Source organism: Dokdonia sp. Asnod3-C12 (genome assembly GCF_045063975.1).
Classification (GTDB): domain Bacteria; phylum Bacteroidota; class Bacteroidia; order Flavobacteriales; family Flavobacteriaceae; genus Dokdonia.
The window spans coordinates 2,578,314-2,598,372 of sequence record NZ_JBEFNY010000003.1 but is presented as its reverse complement, the minus strand read 5'-3'; the positions used below and the strand labels follow the sequence as shown (position 1 = coordinate 2,598,372).

Sequence of the window (20,059 nt, the reverse complement as noted above, 5' to 3'; positions counted from 1 at the left end):
AATGAAAAAACCGAGTAACCTAAGACGCGTCATTGTAGACTATGCAAAACTCAATGATGATATATTAAATTTATTAGTGGCAAAGTATCCAGATGGATACGAGTCTCATCATATTATCTCTTTTAAAAATGCTCAAGGTGAGATGGTAGATTGTGTAGAAGTAACTACAGAAGACACCTTATACCTTGTCAAAGTAAGTAAGCGCCTAGTTGTAGCGATGGAGGACTTTGACCAAGATGAGTATGACGATGATGATACGGATGATGACGATCTAGATCTCGATATAGAGGATGAAGATCAAGAAGAACGAAAGGATTAAAATTAATTGCAATTATTTTAAAAAATTATAACACCTTTTGTAACATTCTTATTTCCCACTACGTATAAGGTATAGGGTAAAATCCTAGATTGGGAAATCTATTTGATAGTGGTCGCACACGCGGCAATTTTAAATTAACAACACTTTTTAATTTACACTATTATGAAAACAATGTTTATTGCCCTTTTTACAGTGGTTACACTAGCTCTTAATGTACAGACAACAGATAGCGTTACCGCTACTTTTACTGGCTATTCAGAAGGTACTTTCTATTTTGAAGATGCAGATGAGCTTACACATTCTTTTGATGCAATGAGTGATGCTGCTGCAAAGCAATTTGATCTTACTACTGAGGCATTTCAAGGGAAAATGTTTAAAGTAACTTACACTACAGCTTCAGAGATTAATGAAGATGATGAGGAGTATGAAGTACTTTCTATTACTGCTCTTGAGTTAATCAAATAAGCTCAATAACTTTATAACCATAGGGCAGTTGGTAATACCTTCTGCCCTATTTTTATGGATTTGATTCACGCTTTCGCGAAAGCGGTATTCCCTCCACACCAAGTAGTACTCCACAAGTTTAAGTTTTAAAATTATGAATCTTAAAGACGGTGTAAAATCATCAGATAATAAAGTATCCTCAGAAGCGATGGCACTTAGTCTGTTTGTAAAAGACACCACAAAATCACTTACAGACCGCTTAGAATCTTACGAAGACATTATCAACTTAGAAGTAGGTGATACAGGTCTCACAAGAGCAAAATCTCTTGAACGTGAGTTTGACATTAGACAGTTATACATCAAATACGAAGGTGATAACCCTACGGGAACACAAAAAGATAGAATTGCCTTTGCACAAGTATATGATGCCCTGCGTAGAGATTTTCACACCATGTCACTCGCTACTTGCGGTAACTACGGTGTCGCAGTAGCACTTGCTGCAAAGTTAGGCGGAATTGCTTGTAACATATACATTCCAGAATCTTATCACACAGATCGTGTTGTAGAGATGGAACGTCTGGGAGCTACGATTTTTAGACTACAAGGTAGTTATGAGGACGTAGTTACTGCTAGTAGTAAACTAGCACAAGAACATGAATGGTATGATGCAAACCCTGGAGGTGCAAATACACCGCTACAGATATCTGCATACTCACAAATTGCTGTAGAGATTGTAGATGAATTAGGTGACGCGCCACAGTATTGTGCTGCTCCAGTGTCTAATGGAACCTTATTTGCTGGGATTTATAGAGGCTTTGTAAGTTTATACAAACGAGGCAAAACCTCTCGCATTCCTAAAATGATTGCAGCTTCTTCTACAGGTAAAAATCCTATTATTCAATCTCATAAAGAAGGACTAGACCACTGTCGTGATCTTGATCCAGATAAGATTAAAGAAACTAAGTACAATGAGCCGCTTATAAACTGGCACAGCTTTGATGGAGAGGAAGCTCTGTATGCTATCCAGCAATCTGATGGAAAAGCATTTAACATTAGTGATAAAAAAATGAGAGAGATGAGTACGCTCCTACTCAAAAAAGAGGGACTACGCATTCTTCCTGCTTCTACTGCTGGACTTATTGCACTCTTAGAACTTGATGAAAAGGAGAACCTCGCTCCAGATCGTTTTGTAGCAGTACTTACTGCAAAAAATTAACTACCACCAGCAGTCGCTGGATATAACATTAACACATACCTGTTTAGTCAGGACACAAATATGAAAAAATCAATAGACGGAAATGCGCTTGTATACTGTCAAGGCGCTTTTAATACTGCAAACGGAAAAACGGCTCACGGCTTAGTGCGCTTTACAGAACGTTATAATGTCGTGGGAGTTATAGACAGTACGTATGCAGGTAAAGATGCTGGCGAAGTGCTAGACGGAAAACCTAATGGAATACGAATTTTTGAAAATATCGAGACTGCTATCAAAGCGTTACAAGGTGGAAAAGAGTTTCCAAAATCGCTTGTTATCGGTCTTGCACCAGATGGTGGGCGTCTTCCTAAGGAGGCAAGAGCAACCATTGCAACAGCGATTAAGCAGGGCTGGAATGTAGATAGTGGTTTACATGATTTCCTTACCAATGATGAGCATCTTGTAGCGCTTAGTAAGGAGCACAACATTCAAATACGTGACGTGCGTAAAACTCCGGACCGCGATACCCTGCATTTTTTCTCTGGCGAAATAGAAAAAGTGAATTGTCTTAAGATTGCTGTTTTAGGTACAGATAGCGCTATTGGTAAGCGCACAACCTCATGGTTAATTGTACACGGACTACGCAACGGCGGAAAAAAAGCGGAAATGATTGGTACCGGTCAAACTGCGTGGATGCAAGGAGCAAAATACAGCATGGTAATGGATAGCTGCATTAACGACTTTGTGTCTGGAGAGATAGAGCACGCAGTAGTGAGTGCATACAATAATGAACAACCTGATGTAATCGTGATAGAAGGTCAAGGAAGTCTTATGAACCCAGCATACCCTGGAGGTTTTGAAATCCTTGCGGCTGGAAGACCAGATTATGTAATCTTACAACACGCTCCTACACGTCTGGAATATGATGGATTCCCTGGCTATAAATTGCACTCATTACAAGAGCAGATTAATGCCATCGAGGTAATCTCTGGCAAGAAGGTCATTGCGGTGACAGTAAACCACGAGAATATGACACCAGAACAAATTGAACCAGCTTGTAAAGCGATTACAGACGAGACAGGCCTTCCCGCTTTTGATGTACTTGCTCATGGCGTAGAAGGCTTGATAAAGGTTCTTGAAAAACACATTAAATAATCCATGAAAATCACAAACGTTAGTTACGAGCGACTAGAACTTACACTCACTGCACCTTATACGATTGCTTATGAGACTGTATCGCAGGCAACTAATTTTATTCTCAAAATAGAGACAGACAGCAACATCATAGGCTTAGGCTGCGCTGCTCCAGATCTTGAGGTAACAAAGGAAACTGGTGATGATGTAGCTAGGGCGCTAGATCTTGTGATCATTCCATATCTTAAAGGTAAAAATGCACTCAACTATGCGCGCATTCTTGATGAGATAAAGCCACTGCTCAGCGTTATCTCCTCTGCGCTGGCGATGGTGGACATGGCGCTGCTAGACATTGCTTCAAAAAAGATGAATGTGCCGCTTTATCAATTTTTAGGCGGTTATCGTGATAGTATTGCAACGAGTATTACCATAGGTATTTTAAGTGTAGAAGAGACTTTGAAGCAAGCTCAAGAATATGTAGACCAAGGATTTACAATTATTAAGCTCAAAGGAGGATTATCGCTGGAGGAGGATGTAGAAAAAATACACCGCTTGCGCGAAAATCATCCACACCTCACCCTACGTTTTGATGGAAACCAAGGCTACACCGTAGCGCAGGCTGTGACATTTGTTGAACAAACAAGAGCGTCTCGCATAGAAATACTCGAACAACCTACCCTAGTTGCAGATGAAGAAAAACTAGGAGAAGTAACGAGAAAAGTTCACATCCCGGTAATGGCAGATGAGAGTTTAAAATCACTGAAAGATGCCTTTAGACTTGCTCAGAACAGCCGTATGAATATGGTAAATATCAAGATTCAAAAAGTAGGTGGTATTATGGAAGCAATGCATATCAACTCTGTAGCGAGAGCTGCAGGACTAGAAGCAATGATAGGCTGTATTGATGAGTGTAGACTTGGCATTTCTTCTGGACTACACTTTGCATTATCTCGTCCTAATACAGTGTATGCAGATCTTGATGGACATCTAGATTTTGAGAATGATCCTTTTAAAGTATTGTTTAGTCTAGAGAAAGGAATCTTAAGACCTAATGGAAAAGCTGGCTTGGGGTTGAGTGATTTTTAAGGAATAAATCTAACTGTAAAAATAAGCGTCTATTGTGATTTATACTTATCACGGTAGACGTTTTTATTATTTTGAAGTTTACAGATAAGCAGCAACTTATCAATCACTTAAACATTGATCGTGTTGATTATTCGGATTATATCTTAATTGTCAAGTATCAATTGGTAAATATTAATCTTCAACACTATAAAACCTAAGATTCCATAAACCCCACCACATCATGACAGCTTCGGCTATCATTCCTGCGCCGTATTGTGGTGACCAGCCGTCTAGAATGGTGCTGACTAGCCTTCCTCCTGCGAGACCACCCATGAATAAAACGTTTACTATGGTTGCAGATCTCCAGTGGTTTTTATTAATAATACCATAAATCCAATAACCACCAAAGGCGATGTAGATTCCCATAATCGCTCTAAAGATATTTTTGAGCTCTAGATCTTGAACTTCAAAACCAAAAATGTAAGGCAGTATAACACTGGGATGCGCTCCATAAACAAATGACATGGCTATCACAATACATGCAGATAGTGCTAGTTGTAAATTTTTAGGGAGCCTAGACATTATCGATTAAACGAGACGTTTTGCAATACGATCTTTTGCCAGTTGTAATATAGTATGAAACTGATCTTCAATATTAGTTTCTGTATTGTCTATCTCAATAGCATCGGCTGCTTTTACGAGTGGAGAATCTTCACGAGTAGTATCTATGTGATCTCGCTCTACTACGTTAGAAAGTACTGCCTCATAACTCACTTTATCTCCTCTTTCTACAAGCTCATTGTAACGACGTTTTGCACGCTCCTCTGCACTGGCGGTCATAAAAATTTTAAGCTCAGCTTTAGGAAATACTACGGTACCTATATCACGACCGTCCATCACGATTCCTTTTTCTTCTCCCATGCGCTGCTGCTGCTCTACAAGTTTAGCGCGCACTTCTGAGATAGTAGCTATAGGGCTCACAAAGGAGGAAACCTCTAGGGTTCTGATGTACTTCTCTACACTCTTGCCATTAAGACAAACCTCTGCTTTTCCAGAAGCGGTATCTCTTGTAAATGAAATCTCGATATCATCAAGCCTTTTTACTAAACTTTCTTTGTCAAAAAAACCATCAGAGATAAGGCTGTTTTCCATTGCATATAAAGTTACTGCGCGATACATTGCACCCGTATCTACATAAATGTATTCTAGCCAGTCTGCAAGTTGTTTGGCTACTGTACTTTTTCCTGTGGATGAATATCCGTCTATGGCAATGGTAATTTTCAAGAGTCTGTGTTTTACACAAAAATAGGAAAACGTATGCTAGTGCTTACCATATAGATTTAAAGATTATTTCTACTAGTATAGATGAGCATACTCGCTTCTTTAATTGGAAGAAAGCGACTGCATGACTCGCTAGCCCCGATTGCAATGAAAATCCCGCAGTGTAGCGATAGCGCAACGAGGAATTGTAATGAAAAGCGGGAAACCACCTTGCAAATATGCCCAAAATGGACTGCTCCTAAAATTGAAAAGAATTATTGTAAGTCGATGCCTAGACCAAAAAAACTACTTGCCGCGGCGCTGTTATAACGAGCATATGCATAATTGAAACGCATCTTGTCAATCTTGATTCCAAAGCCTGCACTGATACCCGCAAAACTACGCTGATTGACAATACGCAGCTCTTCACTCCTGCGGAAGTTGTAGCCTAGTCGTACGTTGAAGCCACCTTTAGGAAACAACTCTACGCCCACAATCGCGTGACGAATTACATTATCGAGAATTCCTATTTTTTCTGTAGTGGTGTTGCCGTCAAGATCTGTGGTTCCTCTAGCTTCATTTTCGAAGGCGATGTTCCATAATTGAAGATTTTCTAGCGTGACATGCCAGCGTATAGGCACGTTAGGTAATATCTGAGAAATACCAGCGTCTATCTCTAGTGGGAGCTTCTCAAATGTATCTACATAGGGTGTAAACTGGGTTCCTATATTGCGTACCACTAATGCTGCGTTGAGATCCCAATCTTCGTAATTATAAGTAAGCCCAAGATCTATGGCTCCTCCCGCCGATGAATACTCAGCTAGTGTGGAGGTGATTAATTTTACATTTGCACCTACATGAAAATCTGTGTACGGAATATTGAGTGCATAGCCCAAAGAAAGCGACGCCTCACTACCGCCAAAATCTCCAGTCGAGTTCCCATTCTCATCCCTACCATCAAAAGTTCCGTAATTTACATAAGTGATTCCCGCATGCAAGACCTGCGTGCGTCTATCCCATAAATAGGCATAAGATGCCGTCCCATAATTGATGTCTGCCAGATAATTTACATAGTTTACAGAAAGCTGATTATCCATCCTATAATTAATATTGGCTGGATTATAAAGCGCAGAGTCTGGGTCGTAGTCGTAGTTTGTAATGATTTTCCCTCCTAAAGCAGCTTGCCTAGGAGATGACATCAAGTTGAGAAACTGATAGGTAGCACGTCCTCCTAACTGGCTATAAGCCGTTAGTGAACACGCAAACAACAATAAAAAGAGACTCTTTTTCATTAATCAGTACTGCATCATGATACATAACGATTGCAATGATAGTATATTTTGAGAGGGATGGGAAATAATTAGAACTATAGGATAAAGAAAAAGGGAAACTCGTGATGAGTTTCCCTTTTATGATTTTTACGCTTTCGCGAAAAATTGATAACCTAACCTTAAGCTAGCGTTTTTGCATTCTTTACTTTTTGCTTAGTAAGTGCTAGTTCTAACACCTCGCTCATATCACTTACGTAGTGGAATGTTAAGCCTTTTAAGTAGTCTTGCTTGATCTCTTCTATATCACGACGGTTTTGCTCACATAAGAGTATTTCCTTGATTCTTGCACGTTTGGCAGCAAGAATCTTTTCTTTAATACCACCTACAGGCAGTACTTTTCCTCTTAGGGTAATCTCACCTGTCATCGCTAGATTTTTCTTCACTTTACGTTGTGTAAATAAAGAAACTAAAGATGTAAGCATGGTAATACCTGCACTAGGACCATCCTTAGGAGTTGCTCCTTCTGGTACGTGAATGTGCACATTATAATTATCAAAAATGGTAGGCTCTAGTCCTAAAATCTCTGCATTTGCTTTAATGTACTCCATCGCTATGGTAGCACTTTCTTTCATCACTTTACCTAAGTTTCCTGTGATAGATAGTGTTCCTTTACCTTTTGATAAAGCAGATTCTATAAATAAGATATCTCCTCCTACTCGTGTCCACGCAAGCCCTGTAACTACTCCGGCAACTTCGTTATTTTCATATTTGTTACGTTCCATTTTTGGAGAGCCTAGTATCTCGATAACATCTTCATTAGATATTTTCACATTATACTCTTCTTCCATCGCGAGGTTTTTTGCCCCGTAACGCACCATTTTTGCAACTTGCTTTTCTAGTCCGCGCACTCCAGATTCTCTTGTATATCCTTCTACAATTTTTTCTAGTTGTGGCTTTGCTATTTTAAGCTGGTCATCTGTCATACCATGCTCTTTAAGCTGCTTAGGTAGTAGGTGACGCTTTGCAATCTCTGTCTTCTCCTCTATCGTGTATCCAGTAACGTTTATAATCTCCATACGATCTAGCAGTGCTGGCTGTATAGTATTTAAACTATTTGAAGTTGCAATAAACATCACTTTAGAAAGGTCGTAACCCATCTCAAGGAAGTTATCGTGAAACTCACTATTCTGCTCTGGATCTAGTACTTCAAGTAATGCAGAAGAAGGGTCTCCCTGACTTCCTGTACTTAGTTTATCTATCTCATCAAGTACAAAAACTGGATTACTTGTCCCTGCCTTACGCAAGCTCTGGATAATACGCCCAGGCATTGCTCCGATGTATGTTTTTCTATGTCCGCGTATTTCAGATTCATCACGCATTCCACCTAGACTTATACGTACGTACTCACGTCCTAGTGCTTCTGCTACAGATTTTCCTAGCGAAGTTTTACCTACTCCTGGAGGTCCGTATAAACATAAAATAGGCGACTTCATGTCGTTACGTAATTTCAATACCGCTAGGTATTCTATAATACGCTTCTTCACATCATCAAGACCGTAATGATCGCGGTCTAGAATCTTCATGGCACGTTTTAAATCAAATTTATCTTTAGAGAACTCATTCCAAGGAAGGTCTAAAAATAAATCAAGGTAATTGCGCTGTATGCTATACTCAGCTACCTGAGGATTCATGCGTTGCATTTTTGAAAGCTCCTTATTAAAGTGCTTCTCAACTTTTGCATCCCATTTCTTTTTCTTTGCGCGTGCACGCATTTCTTCTAGATCATCCTCAGAGCTAGCTCCACCCAGTTCTTCTTGGATAGTCTTCATCTGCTGGTGTAAGAAATACTCACGCTGCTGCTGGCTCATGTCATTTTGAACCTTGTTCTGAATATCATTTTTAAGCTCCAACTTCTGGCGCTCCATATCCATAAACTTAAGCGTCTCAAGTGCTCGCATATGCAAGTCGTTTATGTTAAGAAGCTCTTGCTTCTCTGCAACAGAGAGGTTCATGTTTGAACTCACAAAGTTGATTAAGAAAGAATCACTCTGGATATTCTTAATTGCAAAGGAAGCCTCAGAAGGAATATTTGGCGAATCTTGGATAATCTTAAGCGATAATTCCTTTATAGAATCGATAACTGCTTTAAAACCTTGATCACCTGCTTCTGGGCGAACTTCAACATATTCCTTAATAGTAGCCTTCATGTAAGGCTCTACTTGCGTTACTTGATCTACCTCAAAGCGTTTTTTACCTTGTATGATAACTGTAACGTTACCATCTGGCATTTTAAGCACACGTAAAATACGCGCTACTACGCCTACCTTATGAATATCATCTTCACCTGGATTTTCTACCTCTTCATCTTTCTGAGCTACTACTCCTATTACTTTCCCTCCTTTATTTGCTTCATCTATAAGCTTTATAGAAGTGTCTCTTCCTGCCGAAATAGGGATGACTACTCCTGGAAAAAGTACGGTGTTACGCAAAGGTAAAATAGGCAAGCTTTCTGGAAGCTCCTCGTTATTAATTGCCTCCTCGTCTTCTGGAGTCATTAAGGGGATTAATTCTGCATCTCCATCTATCTCTTGCAGTGACAATCTGTCTAATGTTGTAAATTTTGGTTTTGCCATATATAATGTGTGCCACAATGTCGTGTACTGCTACGCGCCTTGTGGATGTATAACTATTAGTATTCTCTTTAAATATAGTGAGTTTAGCCCATCATAAGATAATGGTTACCCTCACTATGAACTTTAATTCAATTGTTGTGCCAAGGGAGTATTTTGCTTTCGCGAAAATTTGAAGAACCAACACAAATGCGCGTTCTTTATCTATGAAGTAAATACCTCCTTATATTCAAAGGATTCAAAATAATGTTGTCAAATTTTCACGAAAGTGTAACAAAGAAATAAAACACGCATCTTTACTATAGAATGAACCAAAAGTGAATTTTACCAACCATCAAATAACTGAATTAATAACACTGTGCCAGCAAGGTAATCAGGGTGCTCAAATGGAGGTGTATAACCGCTACTACAATGCGATGTACAATACTTCGCTACGCATCGTAAAACACGAGGCAGAGGCAGAAGATATTATGCAAGAGTCCTTTTTGAGTGCTTTTACAAAGCTCGATAGTTATAAGGGTGAGGCATCCTTTGGAAGTTGGTTAAAACGTATTGTGGTAAATAATAGCCTCAATGCTTATAACAAGGGAAAGAAACTAGATGAAACACCGCTAGAAGATCATCTATATAAGATAGAAGATGATGCAGAGGGTGTGAGTGAGGTAGACCTCACAAGTGTGAGAGCACAAGAAGTCGTTCATGCTATGAGTATGCTTAAAGATAATTATAGACAATCACTGTCTTTACATCTTATAGAAGGTTATGACTACGAGGAAATGAGTGAGATAATGAATGTAAGCTATGCAAACTGCAGAACCATGGTGTCAAGAGCAAAAGACAGCTTACGCAAACTATTAAATAACAATGAAAAAGGAACCTATAGATCAAGTATTTAAACGACTGGAAGGACGTCTGGATACAGCTGCACCTAGTGCAGATCACAAAGCTAATTTTCTAGCAAAATTACAGGCGCAGGCTACAGAGGATATTCCTGCAAAGGAAACAAAAACAATACAATGGATGCGACCGCTGTTTATTGCAGCGAGTGTGATTCTTCTTGCAGGATTAATTCTTACACAGTTTAACAATACGCCTAAAGCTAAGGAACTCGCAGATGTTTCTCCAGAAATGGAAAACACGCAAGATTTCTTTACAAAAACAATAGAACGCGAGCTCTTTGATATTAAAGAGAACATGAATCCTGAGAACCAAGCCATGGTAATGGATGCCATAAAGCAACTTGAAATCTTAGAGAAGAATTATGACAGTTTAAAGAAAGACCTTTCTGAAAGTGGAGAAGATAAGCGTGTGATCTACGCAATGATAGACAACTTCCAGAATAGAATTGACCTCCTACAGCATGTAGTAGAACAAATGGATGCCATCAAAGAATTAAATACTATTGAAAAAGCCGTAACGCTCTAGTTACTCAAATAATAATCTTATGAAAAAGAAAATAACGCAACTCTTACTTATAGCACTCATTATCCCTTCTATGGTGATGGCTGCGAGTGTAGACCCTCAAGGGAAATACACTAAGGAAAAGAGAATCAAAAAAGAATATACTGTAAATCCAAATGTAAAACTGGTGATTGACAATAGCTATGGAAATGTCAATATGGTGAGCTGGAACGAAAACAGAATCGTCATTGAAGTTCTAGTAAAAACTAATGGTAACGACGAGGAGCGCGTAAAAGAAAAACTAGACGAGATTGATGTCAATTTTGAAGGATCAAGTAGTTATGTAAGCGCAAAAACAAACTTCGAAAAAAGCAGTAGTAGATCATGGTGGAACAGCTGGAAAAACAGTAATGTAAATATGGAAATCAACTATACCATTAAACTTCCAGCAACTAGTATGGTAGATGTAAGCAATGATTATGGAGGAATTAATATTGACCGACTAGAGGGTAATGCAAAAATAAATTGTGACTATGGGAAAATCACGATAGGCGAACTACTAGCAGAAAATAACTACCTCAACTTTGACTACACTAAGAATAGCACCATAGGATACATGAAGAGCGGACGTATTAATGCAGACTACTCAAGCTTTTTCTTAGAAAGAGGAGGAGATATTGAACTTAATGCAGATTATAGTAAGTCTGAATTTGGGAGTATTGAAAACTTAAACTACAATTGTGACTATGGCTCTGTAATTACTGGAGATACTAAAGACATTATAGGTCGAGGAGATTACATATCTGCAAAAATTGGTGTAGTACATGGAGATCTTAATATCAATGCAGATTATGGGAGCATACGTATAGAAGAACTGGCTAGCGATGCTGGAGACATCTCTATACAGAGTGACTACACGGGTATTAAAGTTGGCTATAACCCTCAATACAACTTTACGTTTGCTATAAAACTAGAGTATGCAGGCTTGAGCGGTAAAGAAGATCTCACTTTTAATAAGGAGCGCATAGAATCTTCAGACAAATACTACGAAGGATACAGAGGAAATTCTAATACTAATAATCACGTAAACATCAACTCAGAATACGGTGGCGTCACTTTATTCAAAAACTAATAATCAATCATCAAAAAACAACACTCATGAAAAAATTAATCACACTCAGTCTCATTCTTTTAGCAAGTACACAAATCCACGCACAATGGTGGGGTAAGAGTATAAAAGGTAATGGACAGCTAGAAACCGAGACACGCAACGTAGGAGAATATGATGAGATTAGCATCGCTGGATTCTTTGACGTAACACTAGTAGCCGGAGAGGAAGGAGAAATCACATTACAAGGAGAAAGCAACCTACTAGATTATGTTGAAACAGAAGTAAACGGCGATAGACTTACTATCAAAGTTCAAAACAAGCAAAATCTAAAGACGAGCTACGGAAAGGATATTAAAATTAAAATTCCTTTTAGAGATTTAGATCGAGTGTCATTATCAGGATCTGGGGAGATTATGAGTGATGATGTAATAAAAGCAAATACTTTTGAAGTTTCTGTCTCTGGATCTGGAGATGTTGCTCTTATTGTGGAAGCAAACCGTACAGAGAGCCGAGTGACAGGATCTGGTGACCTGATACTTAAAGGTTCCACCAGAGATCACGTTGTAAAAGTTACAGGCTCTGGAGATATAGAAGCTGGACGCTTTAAAGCAGAGACGGTAGATGCTCAAGTTACAGGTTCTGGAGATATACGCGTAGCTTGTGAAAAAAGCATAAGAGCTCGTGTAACTGGTTCTGGTGACATAGAGTACGTAGGAAACCCATCAAAACAAGACACTAAGGTTTCTGGTTCTGGAGATATTACAAGAGGATAATCCTTAAAAACATTTCTTTACAAGAATAAAAAATGCCCTCATAAGAGGGCATTTTTTTATAGAATTCCATGTTGTAATTTTTATTCCTTCTTTAAGATTTTTGAGGTTCCTGTAAAACGTTCTATCGTTAATTTAGGTTCACCATACACTTGAAGTTGTGCTTTATCTGCAAGATCTACAACAATCTCCTGATCTGCAGTTACAATTGTTGTAGAATTTCCTGCTCCGATTACGTTGATCACATCTGCATTAAATGTTTGAGCTTTGCACTCAGCATTGTCTTTTAAATCCAGCGTTACAGTTTGAGCATTTCCTATTAATTCTAGGTCTGATCTTTCAGATGCAGATAGCGTGAATTTTTTTGTATTGATATCCGCTTTCGCGAAAGCGTTATCTGTAACATTCATGGTCAAATCATCACCCATATAATCCATCTCAATTTTTGAATTTGAATTTGCAGTTATGGAAGCTTGTGTTGCTTTTACCTCTCCTTCAAACTGACTATCATCTAAAAAACTTCCTCTAAAAAAATCTGATTTAAGAACAGATTGTGCTTTCACCTTACTCTTTGCATCTAAGCTTACAGAATTAAGAGTCACAAAACGCACCGTGATATCAAGACGTTTTGCACTTCTGATATCCTTTCTCGCAGAAACTAGCAATACACTATCACGTACATCAAAGCTTATTAATTCAATAAGGTTATCATCCATCTCAAGCTCGTAGCCTGGTTGAGAATCTGCAATAAGTGTAACTTCTAGACCATCTGTTACTTTAATATCTGTAAATGGACGTAATACCTCAGATACATCTTTCACATTTCTACTTCCTTTTACTCGCTCTCTTTGAGCGCTTACAGCCGTAGTCACAAACATAAGCACAGCAATAGCTATACCTTTCATATATATTTTTTTCATAGAATTAAATGTACAATAAATGAGCCATCATTAATAACAACACATAAAAAAAGCATCTGGTTACAGATGCTCTTTAAAAATATGTCGTTTATGGATATTAATAGATAATATTAATTACTCCATCTGCGGTAAGTACTTCTTCGCTATCTGGATTTGTAAATGTTCCAGAAAAAGTTCCTACGATTGTAGTACCATCGTTTGCAGTGATATTATTTACAAATGGAGTCGTCGCTTCTATAGATGGTGTGTGCACAACACCTCCTACTGTTAGAATCGTATTTTGCATCACATTATCTCCTGTTTGCTGTAATACTATATCAAAAGTAAACGTATCTCCCGTATCTATATCTGTTGCAACCACGCTCAGTAAAGATCCGCTTATGGAAACAGTAGCTGTATTAAAATTTGTAAATACTTCTCCCACGGTTACTTGCACTGGCCCATCTTGTTCTGGTGGAGAGCAATCTCCTAGATCTTGTACAATAGCAGTAAGACTTCCATCTGTATCTCCACAAGCAGCAATTTGCGTCTGTAAAGCCATCGAGTAGTCTGCACAAGCTGCAGTATACGCTTCCTCATCAAGAGGATCTACTGCATTAAATATCTCTCTCGCTTCTGATGTAGTAACCTGTGCTGCAGCACAATCACCACCACAGTTCAACGCGTCAATGGTAGCTTGTATATTTCCGCTTGCATCACCACAAGCTTCTATTTGAGTTATTAAAGCGGCGCTATAAGCAATGCATAATTGTTCTTCATTCTCACTAGTTGCATTATTAAAAGCTCCTAATGCCGCATTTACAGCAGTCTCCGCTTGAAAACAAGAATCTGGCGTAGAGCAATCTCCTAAGCTTGTAAGAGTAGCTTGTAATGTTCCAGATGCATCACCACAAAGTTGAATTGTTGCTTGAATTGCAGTTGCATATGCACCACAAGCTTGTGAGTAATTTGCCTCTGTTGCACTACTAAAAGCCGCCTGTGCTGCTACGAGAGTATCAAAAGCTAATTGGCAAGTTTCACTATCTGGATCCGGTTCACTTGGATCAGATCCATCACCTGTAACGCTAAAAACCCCTTCAAGAGGTTCGTCATCACAAGAGACAACCGTCACTGCAACCATCATTATAAATAAAAATAAAACGTGTAGTTTTTTCATCGTAGTAGTAATTTCTAAATCTGAAACACAAACATAATCAATTTATTGCACTGTTTTGCTCTTAGACTATGAGTCCTTGCGAGCCTTTAACAGGTTGTTCTGCTCTTGCATAAGATGCTCAATGTTTGCAAGCAGTTCTATATTTTTCGGAGTTTTTTCTTCTGTATTTTTAGGATCTTCTGCCTTGTCTTTAAATCTATTGATCCCTTTAATCACTACAAAAATGGTAATTGCGATTACCAAAAAATCTATTGAAACCTCAATAAGTTCTCCATAACCAATTGCTATTTCCTTTTCTTCACCTTCGGCTGCACGCAAGAGGTACTTTCTATCTGCGAGATTAATACCATCTGTGAGTAGTGATAACGGTGGCATCACGACTTTTTTTACAATCGTGTTTACCACATTATTGAAAGCAGTACCTATAATAATACCTACTGCCATATCGATCATGTTACCCTTGATCGCAAAATTTTTGAATTCTTGAATAAATCCAGCCATAACTATCTATTGTATGCCGTAGCAACTTAATTATTGAATAATAAACTTTAGCAAAGCCCTCTCTACTTATAAGATTGGGAGTTTGAGTATTTACGCTTTCGCGAAAGCGTAACCTACGTAATTACCGTCCTGTCTTTAGGCACTCGAAGTAATAACACGACACCTGCCGCAAAAAATAAAATTAAAAACACAATCGAATAGCGCATGCTTCCTGTAAGTTCTTCTATGAAACCGTATAAAAACATACCGATGATGATCCCTATTTTCTCAGCAACATCATAAAAGCTGAAATATGAAGTAGTGTCCTCTGTTTCTGGTAAAAACTTAGCATACGTAGATCTTGATAGCGACTGAATTCCTCCCATTACTAAGCCTACAAATGCCGCCGTAATGTAAAACTGAACAGGAGTGTACACGAAGTAGGCCCAAGCGCAGATAAAAATCCAAACAATATTAATGATAATAAGTGCCTTAAGATTCCCTATTCTAGCCGATAATTTTGAGGTCAAGTAAGCTCCAGCAACGGCGACTAGTTGTATTAATAAAATACTACCTATAAGTCCCGTGGTACGCTCGCTGTCACTTCCCCATTCTAGTTCTTGCTCTCCAAAGTATGCTGCCGCAAGCATTACCGTCTGTACTGCCATACTATATACAAAGAATGCAATAAGATATTTTTTGAGTCGTAGCTGTGACTGCATGGATCTCCAGATGGTTCTCAACTCGTTAAAACCATTTAAGAGCACAGCTCCAGTAAGTTTACCGTCTGCTTTATTACCCTTAGGAAGATACCTGTAAGTGTACTGACTAAAACCTATCCACCAAACTCCAGTGAGCACAAAAGAAAGCCTCGTTGGAAAACCTTCATCTTCAAAGCCAAAAATCTCATACCCCAGAATCATAAATAAACACCAGCCAAGCAATATGACACTCCCTATATATCCCCAAGAATATCCTTTGGCACTTATTGCATCGTGCTGATCTGGAAAAGCAATATCTGGTAAGTAGGAGTTGTAAAATACGAGACTACCCCAGAAACCTATAAGTCCTAATGCATAAAGCAAAAGACTTAAATATATATGCTCTAAGCTGAACCAGTATAGTCCTATGGTCGCTAGCGCTCCCATGTAACAGAAAAACTTAAGAAAGTACTTTTTATTACCTAGATAATCTGCCACTCCAGATAGAATAGGAGAAATGATTGCTACTATTAAAAACGCCACCGCAGTAGTATAAAATATAAGCGGACTGCGACGTAACATCATCCCAAAAACTTCAATCTCCTCTATACCAGCACCTCTAAAGAGGGCTCCATAAAACAGTGGAAATATAGCAGATGCTATTACAAGACTGTAGGTGGAGTTTGCCCAATCATAAAATGCCCATGCATTTAACAATTTTTTATCTCCTTTTTGTAGTTCGTTATTCATAGTACTAAAATAGAAAAGCTGTGCGATTGCACAGCTTTTCTTACTATATATTTCGTGTAAAGTTCTATTTAAAAGAAGTCACTCCAAATTTTGCCGCTTCTGCTCTCGCCATTGGCGCTTTGGCAGTAAGATTTGCAATACGACTATCTGATGATGGGTGCGTACTCATAATCTGTGGTGGCGCTTCACCTCCACTTGCAGCTTTCATACGTTTCCATAACTCTGCTGCTTCATCAGGGTTGTATCCAGCTATTGCTGCAATTACGATTCCAATCTCGTCTGCTTGTGTCTCATGGCTACGTGAGAAAGGAAGCATCCCTCCTAATTGAGTTCCTATACCATATAGTTGCATGATTTGTTGTTGCTTTGCTTGATCTTGACCTCCTACTGCAATAGCAGTGGCAACACCACCATATTGTTGTAATTGTGCAGCACTCATACGTTGAGCACCGTGATCTGCAAGTGCGTGAGCAAGCTCATGCCCCATTACCATTGCTAGTCCAGTTTCTGATTGAGTAATCGGTAAAATTCCAGTGTACACTACAATCTTCCCTCCTGGCATACACCAAGCGTTTACTGCTTCATCTTTAACTAGATTGTACTCCCAGCGATAATCTTGTAAATAACCAGGCTCTCCTAGTGCTGTAAGGTAACGCTCTGCTGCTACGGCTATTTTTTCACCTACGCGCTTTACCATATTAGCATCTGCTGTTCCAGTAATGACATTATTTTCAGATAGGAATGCGTCATACTGTTGGAATGCCATTGGAAATAACTGATCGTTACTTACAAAGTTTAGTGTCTTCTTTCCCGTAAATGGGCTCGTCTTACATGCACATACCAGAAGTACGGTCATGATAAGAACAAATGTATTTTTAAGTTTCATAATGATGGTTTTTAATCAGGATATAAAAATACGTAAATGTTAAATACCACTTAGGTGTAGCTCTGTGAAATCTTTCTTAATGATTAAAGCACAAGCTTTCGGGTCAAAATGCACATCTTCCATAGAAATCTCTTCATTATCTAACTCTATAGTCGTGATTTCAAACGGTAAACCTATTAAATGTATTCTAAAAGTGTCATATGTAGTGATAAAGTCCCCACGTTTGTGCTGCTGTATAATCCAGTCTTTTTCTCTACCTACCATTTTGAAGGTGCGGTAACTGTAACGATCTTTTTTATAATCGTATCCATCTTGAGCATCTTCATATAATTTTGAAGCATTTTTACCAAGACCGTAGTACACCTCTAGTTCTACTTGCTCTATCTCAAGCTCTCCTACATATTGCTGTATAGGATACTTAGGTAAGATGGTTCCTTCTTTTACAAACAATGGCATCTCGTCAATATCTGCATCCACCCATTGCTCTTTACCTCCTTGTACAATTTGCTTCGTCCAGTAGTTATACCACTGTCCCCTAGGAACGTACATACGACGTCCTTTAGCATTTGGCTCTAGTATCGGACAAACTAGAATATGATGCCCAAAGATGAACTCGTCTGTACGATAATGCGTTTGCGCATCATCTTGATCAAAATATACAAGCGGCTTTAATAATGGCGTGCCTTTCTTGATATACTCATAAAACATAGTATATAAATAAGGTAATAATCTATAACGCAAGTTGATAAACTTACGAGCGATATCTGTCACACCTTCGTCAAAGGTCCACGGCTCTTGGTCTCCATGATGCCCAGAGGAGTGTGTACGGCAGAAAGGATGAAAAACTCCTAGCTGTATCCATCTTGCATAAAGCTCTCCTGTAGGTTGCTCTGCAAATCCTCCTATATCTGTACCTGTAAAACTCATTCCTGAGATACACATACGTTGCACTTGGATATTTGCTACCCATAAATGCTCCCAGCTAGCCACGTTATCACCCGTCCAAGAACTTGTGTAACGTTGCGCTCCTGAGTATGCAGACCTTGTAATAACAAAAGGACGTTTAGGATACGCAAATTTCTTCACACCTTCATAAGTAGCGCGAGCCATTTGAGTACCGTAAATATTATGTGCTTTTAAGTGGCTACAAGGGTGCCCGTCGTAATTATGACGCACATCTGGAGGAAATGTTTTCCCTGGAACCTCCATCACTGCAGGTTCATTCATATCATTCCACACTCCTTTTACGCCTACATCTTGAATAAGCTCTTTGAATAAACCAGCCCACCAATCGCGTACTTTAGGGTTTGTATAATCTGGAAAATTACATTCTCCAGGCCACACTTTACCTTTCATAGCAGGACCATCTGCGCGCTTACAGAAGTAGTCATTTTCTACACCTTCATTATAAACCCAATAATCTTTATCGATTTTGATTCCTGGATCTATGATAACAATGGTTTTAAAACCATCATCTGCCAGTTCCTTTACCATTCTTTTAGGATCGGGGAAATGATCTTTATTCCATGTAAAACATCTCCAGCCATCCATATAATCAATGTCTAGATAAATCCCATCACAAGGAATTTTGAGTTCGCGAAATTTACTTGCAATCTCCTTTACATTACTTTCTGGAAAGTAACTCCATTTACACTGGTGATATCCCAGCGCCCATAATGGCGGAAGCTCAGGAACACCTGTAAGATTCGTATAACTTGCTACAACCTCAGACATATCTGGACCATAGATAAAGTAGTAATTCATCTCACCTCCTTGCGCCCAGAAGCTTGTAACTCCCATACGCTCATGAGCAAAATCAAAATACGTTTTAAACGTGTTGTCAAAAAACACACCGTACGCCTTCTTTTGATGTAGCCCTATGTAAAAAGGAACTGCTTTATATATTGGATCTTGATCCTTTGCAAATGCATATTGATCTGTTGCCCAGTTATGCACTCGCTTTCCTCGTAAATTAGAATGCATAGGCTTATCACCTAGCCCATAATAGGACTCTGCATGCTGTGCTTTCTTACTCATCTTAACGATATTACCTCCATACTGGAAGCTCTCCTCGTAGTGAAAACCTAATTCGTCTTCATTAATAAGATTCCCTTTTGTATCGTAAATACTTGTCTGTAAACTCTCTTTCTCAATACGTATGTGAAGCTTTGCAGTATTTACGTGATAATATTTATCATCATCTGTAAGTTCCAGATGATTGTAGCCACGAGGTGCATCTTCATCTATCGCATAAGAAAAGTCTGGCTCAAAAACGCCACCTGTTGCAAAGCGAAAACGTATCACACTATCTCGCAACACAGTAAGTTCTAAAATCACCTCATTTGAGGTAGTAAAATATAAGATATCTGTCTCTTGTTTGACATCTACCACGTTTTTAGGAAATTGATTCCCTTTTTGCTCTAATTCTGTATTTACAATCATAGTAATTGTTATTTCCTTTCAAATAAACACTATATCGTGTAAAAATGAAGTTAATTCGTAATTAGTTATTAACGCTAACGTTTTCGTAAGCTCAGAAATGGTATTTATATCACCTTTAGAGTGT

The 20,059-nt window shown here is 38.7% G+C and carries 19 protein-coding genes; 9 read left to right on the top strand and 10 right to left on the bottom strand.

Annotated features, from left to right (window positions below):
- Position 1 precedes the first annotated feature (1 nt).
- The 5 genes from ACJJVW_RS11760 (at position 2) to ACJJVW_RS11740 (ending at position 4,178) form a co-directional block, all read left to right on the top strand.
- On the top strand, positions 2-319 hold the full coding sequence (locus ACJJVW_RS11760; protein WP_405252054.1) for a hypothetical protein: 318 nt from the start codon (positions 2-4) through the stop codon (positions 317-319).
- A gap of 162 nt (positions 320-481) precedes the next feature.
- On the top strand, positions 482-784 hold the full coding sequence (locus ACJJVW_RS11755; RefSeq protein ID WP_339847284.1) for a hypothetical protein: 303 nt from the start codon (positions 482-484) through the stop codon (positions 782-784).
- A 133-nt stretch (positions 785-917) separates the two neighbouring features.
- Complete coding sequence (locus ACJJVW_RS11750) at positions 918-1,979, top strand: pyridoxal-phosphate dependent enzyme (protein ID WP_405252052.1); 1,062 nt, start codon at positions 918-920, stop codon at positions 1,977-1,979.
- A 60-nt stretch (positions 1,980-2,039) separates the two neighbouring features.
- Entirely contained in the window at positions 2,040-3,113 is a 1,074-nt protein-coding gene (locus ACJJVW_RS11745) for a DUF1611 domain-containing protein (protein ID WP_339847279.1), read from the top strand.
- Positions 3,114-3,116: 3 nt separating this feature from the next.
- Positions 3,117-4,178, top strand: a complete 1,062-nt coding sequence (locus tag ACJJVW_RS11740; RefSeq protein ID WP_405252050.1) for a mandelate racemase/muconate lactonizing enzyme family protein — start codon at positions 3,117-3,119, stop codon at positions 4,176-4,178.
- Positions 4,179-4,349: 171 nt separating this feature from the next.
- Here the strand turns inward: ACJJVW_RS11740 and ACJJVW_RS11735 are convergent, their stop codons facing one another.
- The 4 genes from ACJJVW_RS11735 to lon form a co-directional block, all read right to left on the bottom strand.
- On the bottom strand, positions 4,350-4,739 hold the full coding sequence (locus ACJJVW_RS11735) for a DUF4345 domain-containing protein (RefSeq protein ID WP_298325946.1): 390 nt from the start codon (positions 4,737-4,739) through the stop codon (positions 4,350-4,352).
- A 6-nt stretch (positions 4,740-4,745) separates the two neighbouring features.
- Positions 4,746-5,441 carry a (d)CMP kinase gene (gene cmk / locus ACJJVW_RS11730; protein ID WP_298325949.1) on the bottom strand — a complete coding sequence of 232 codons (696 nt, stop codon included), beginning with the start codon at positions 5,439-5,441 and terminating at the stop codon, positions 4,746-4,748.
- Positions 5,442-5,692: 251 nt separating this feature from the next.
- On the bottom strand, positions 5,693-6,709 hold the full coding sequence (gene porQ, locus ACJJVW_RS11725; protein WP_405252047.1) for a type IX secretion system protein PorQ: 1,017 nt from the start codon (positions 6,707-6,709) through the stop codon (positions 5,693-5,695).
- Positions 6,710-6,867: 158 nt separating this feature from the next.
- Positions 6,868-9,321 carry an endopeptidase La gene (gene lon / locus ACJJVW_RS11720; RefSeq protein WP_298325955.1) on the bottom strand — a complete coding sequence of 818 codons (2,454 nt, stop codon included), beginning with the start codon at positions 9,319-9,321 and terminating at the stop codon, positions 6,868-6,870.
- Between the two features lie 383 nt (positions 9,322-9,704).
- On the opposite strand from lon, the gene ACJJVW_RS11715 reads away from it, so the two are divergent.
- The 4 genes from ACJJVW_RS11715 to ACJJVW_RS11700 are packed head-to-tail and all read left to right on the top strand — an operon-like array spanning position 9,705 to position 12,603.
- On the top strand, positions 9,705-10,214 hold the full coding sequence (locus ACJJVW_RS11715) for an RNA polymerase sigma factor (protein WP_379953361.1): 510 nt from the start codon (positions 9,705-9,707) through the stop codon (positions 10,212-10,214).
- Positions 10,183-10,743, top strand: a complete 561-nt coding sequence (locus ACJJVW_RS11710; RefSeq protein ID WP_298325962.1) for a hypothetical protein — start codon at positions 10,183-10,185, stop codon at positions 10,741-10,743. Before ACJJVW_RS11715 ends, ACJJVW_RS11710 begins: the two co-directional genes overlap by 32 nt.
- Positions 10,744-10,762: 19 nt before the next feature.
- Positions 10,763-11,851 carry a hypothetical protein gene (locus tag ACJJVW_RS11705; protein WP_298325965.1) on the top strand — a complete coding sequence of 363 codons (1,089 nt, stop codon included), beginning with the start codon at positions 10,763-10,765 and terminating at the stop codon, positions 11,849-11,851.
- A gap of 26 nt (positions 11,852-11,877) precedes the next feature.
- Complete coding sequence (locus ACJJVW_RS11700; RefSeq protein ID WP_298325968.1) at positions 11,878-12,603, top strand: head GIN domain-containing protein; 726 nt, start codon at positions 11,878-11,880, stop codon at positions 12,601-12,603.
- Positions 12,604-12,683: 80 nt separating this feature from the next.
- On the opposite strand, the gene ACJJVW_RS11695 is transcribed toward ACJJVW_RS11700, so the two are convergent.
- The 6 genes from ACJJVW_RS11695 to ACJJVW_RS11670 all read right to left on the bottom strand — a co-directional run bounded on the left by ACJJVW_RS11695 (position 12,684) and on the right by ACJJVW_RS11670 (position 19,935).
- On the bottom strand, positions 12,684-13,520 hold the full coding sequence (locus ACJJVW_RS11695; protein WP_298325970.1) for a GIN domain-containing protein: 837 nt from the start codon (positions 13,518-13,520) through the stop codon (positions 12,684-12,686).
- Positions 13,521-13,617: 97 nt separating this feature from the next.
- Positions 13,618-14,676: a hypothetical protein gene (locus ACJJVW_RS11690; RefSeq protein WP_298325973.1), complete on the bottom strand. Its 1,059-nt coding sequence runs from the start codon at positions 14,674-14,676 to the stop codon at positions 13,618-13,620.
- 66 nt (positions 14,677-14,742) lie between these two features.
- Positions 14,743-15,177, bottom strand: a complete 435-nt coding sequence (gene mscL, locus ACJJVW_RS11685; RefSeq protein WP_108878271.1) for a large-conductance mechanosensitive channel protein MscL — start codon at positions 15,175-15,177, stop codon at positions 14,743-14,745.
- 113 nt (positions 15,178-15,290) lie between these two features.
- Entirely contained in the window at positions 15,291-16,607 is a 1,317-nt protein-coding gene (locus ACJJVW_RS11680; RefSeq protein ID WP_379953029.1) for an MFS transporter, read from the bottom strand.
- Between the two features lie 64 nt (positions 16,608-16,671).
- Positions 16,672-17,493: a M48 family metallopeptidase gene (locus ACJJVW_RS11675; protein ID WP_405252043.1), complete on the bottom strand. Its 822-nt coding sequence runs from the start codon at positions 17,491-17,493 to the stop codon at positions 16,672-16,674.
- A 39-nt stretch (positions 17,494-17,532) separates the two neighbouring features.
- Entirely contained in the window at positions 17,533-19,935 is a 2,403-nt protein-coding gene (locus ACJJVW_RS11670; RefSeq protein ID WP_405252041.1) for a glycoside hydrolase family 31 protein, read from the bottom strand.
- Positions 19,936-20,059: the final 124 nt, after the last annotated feature.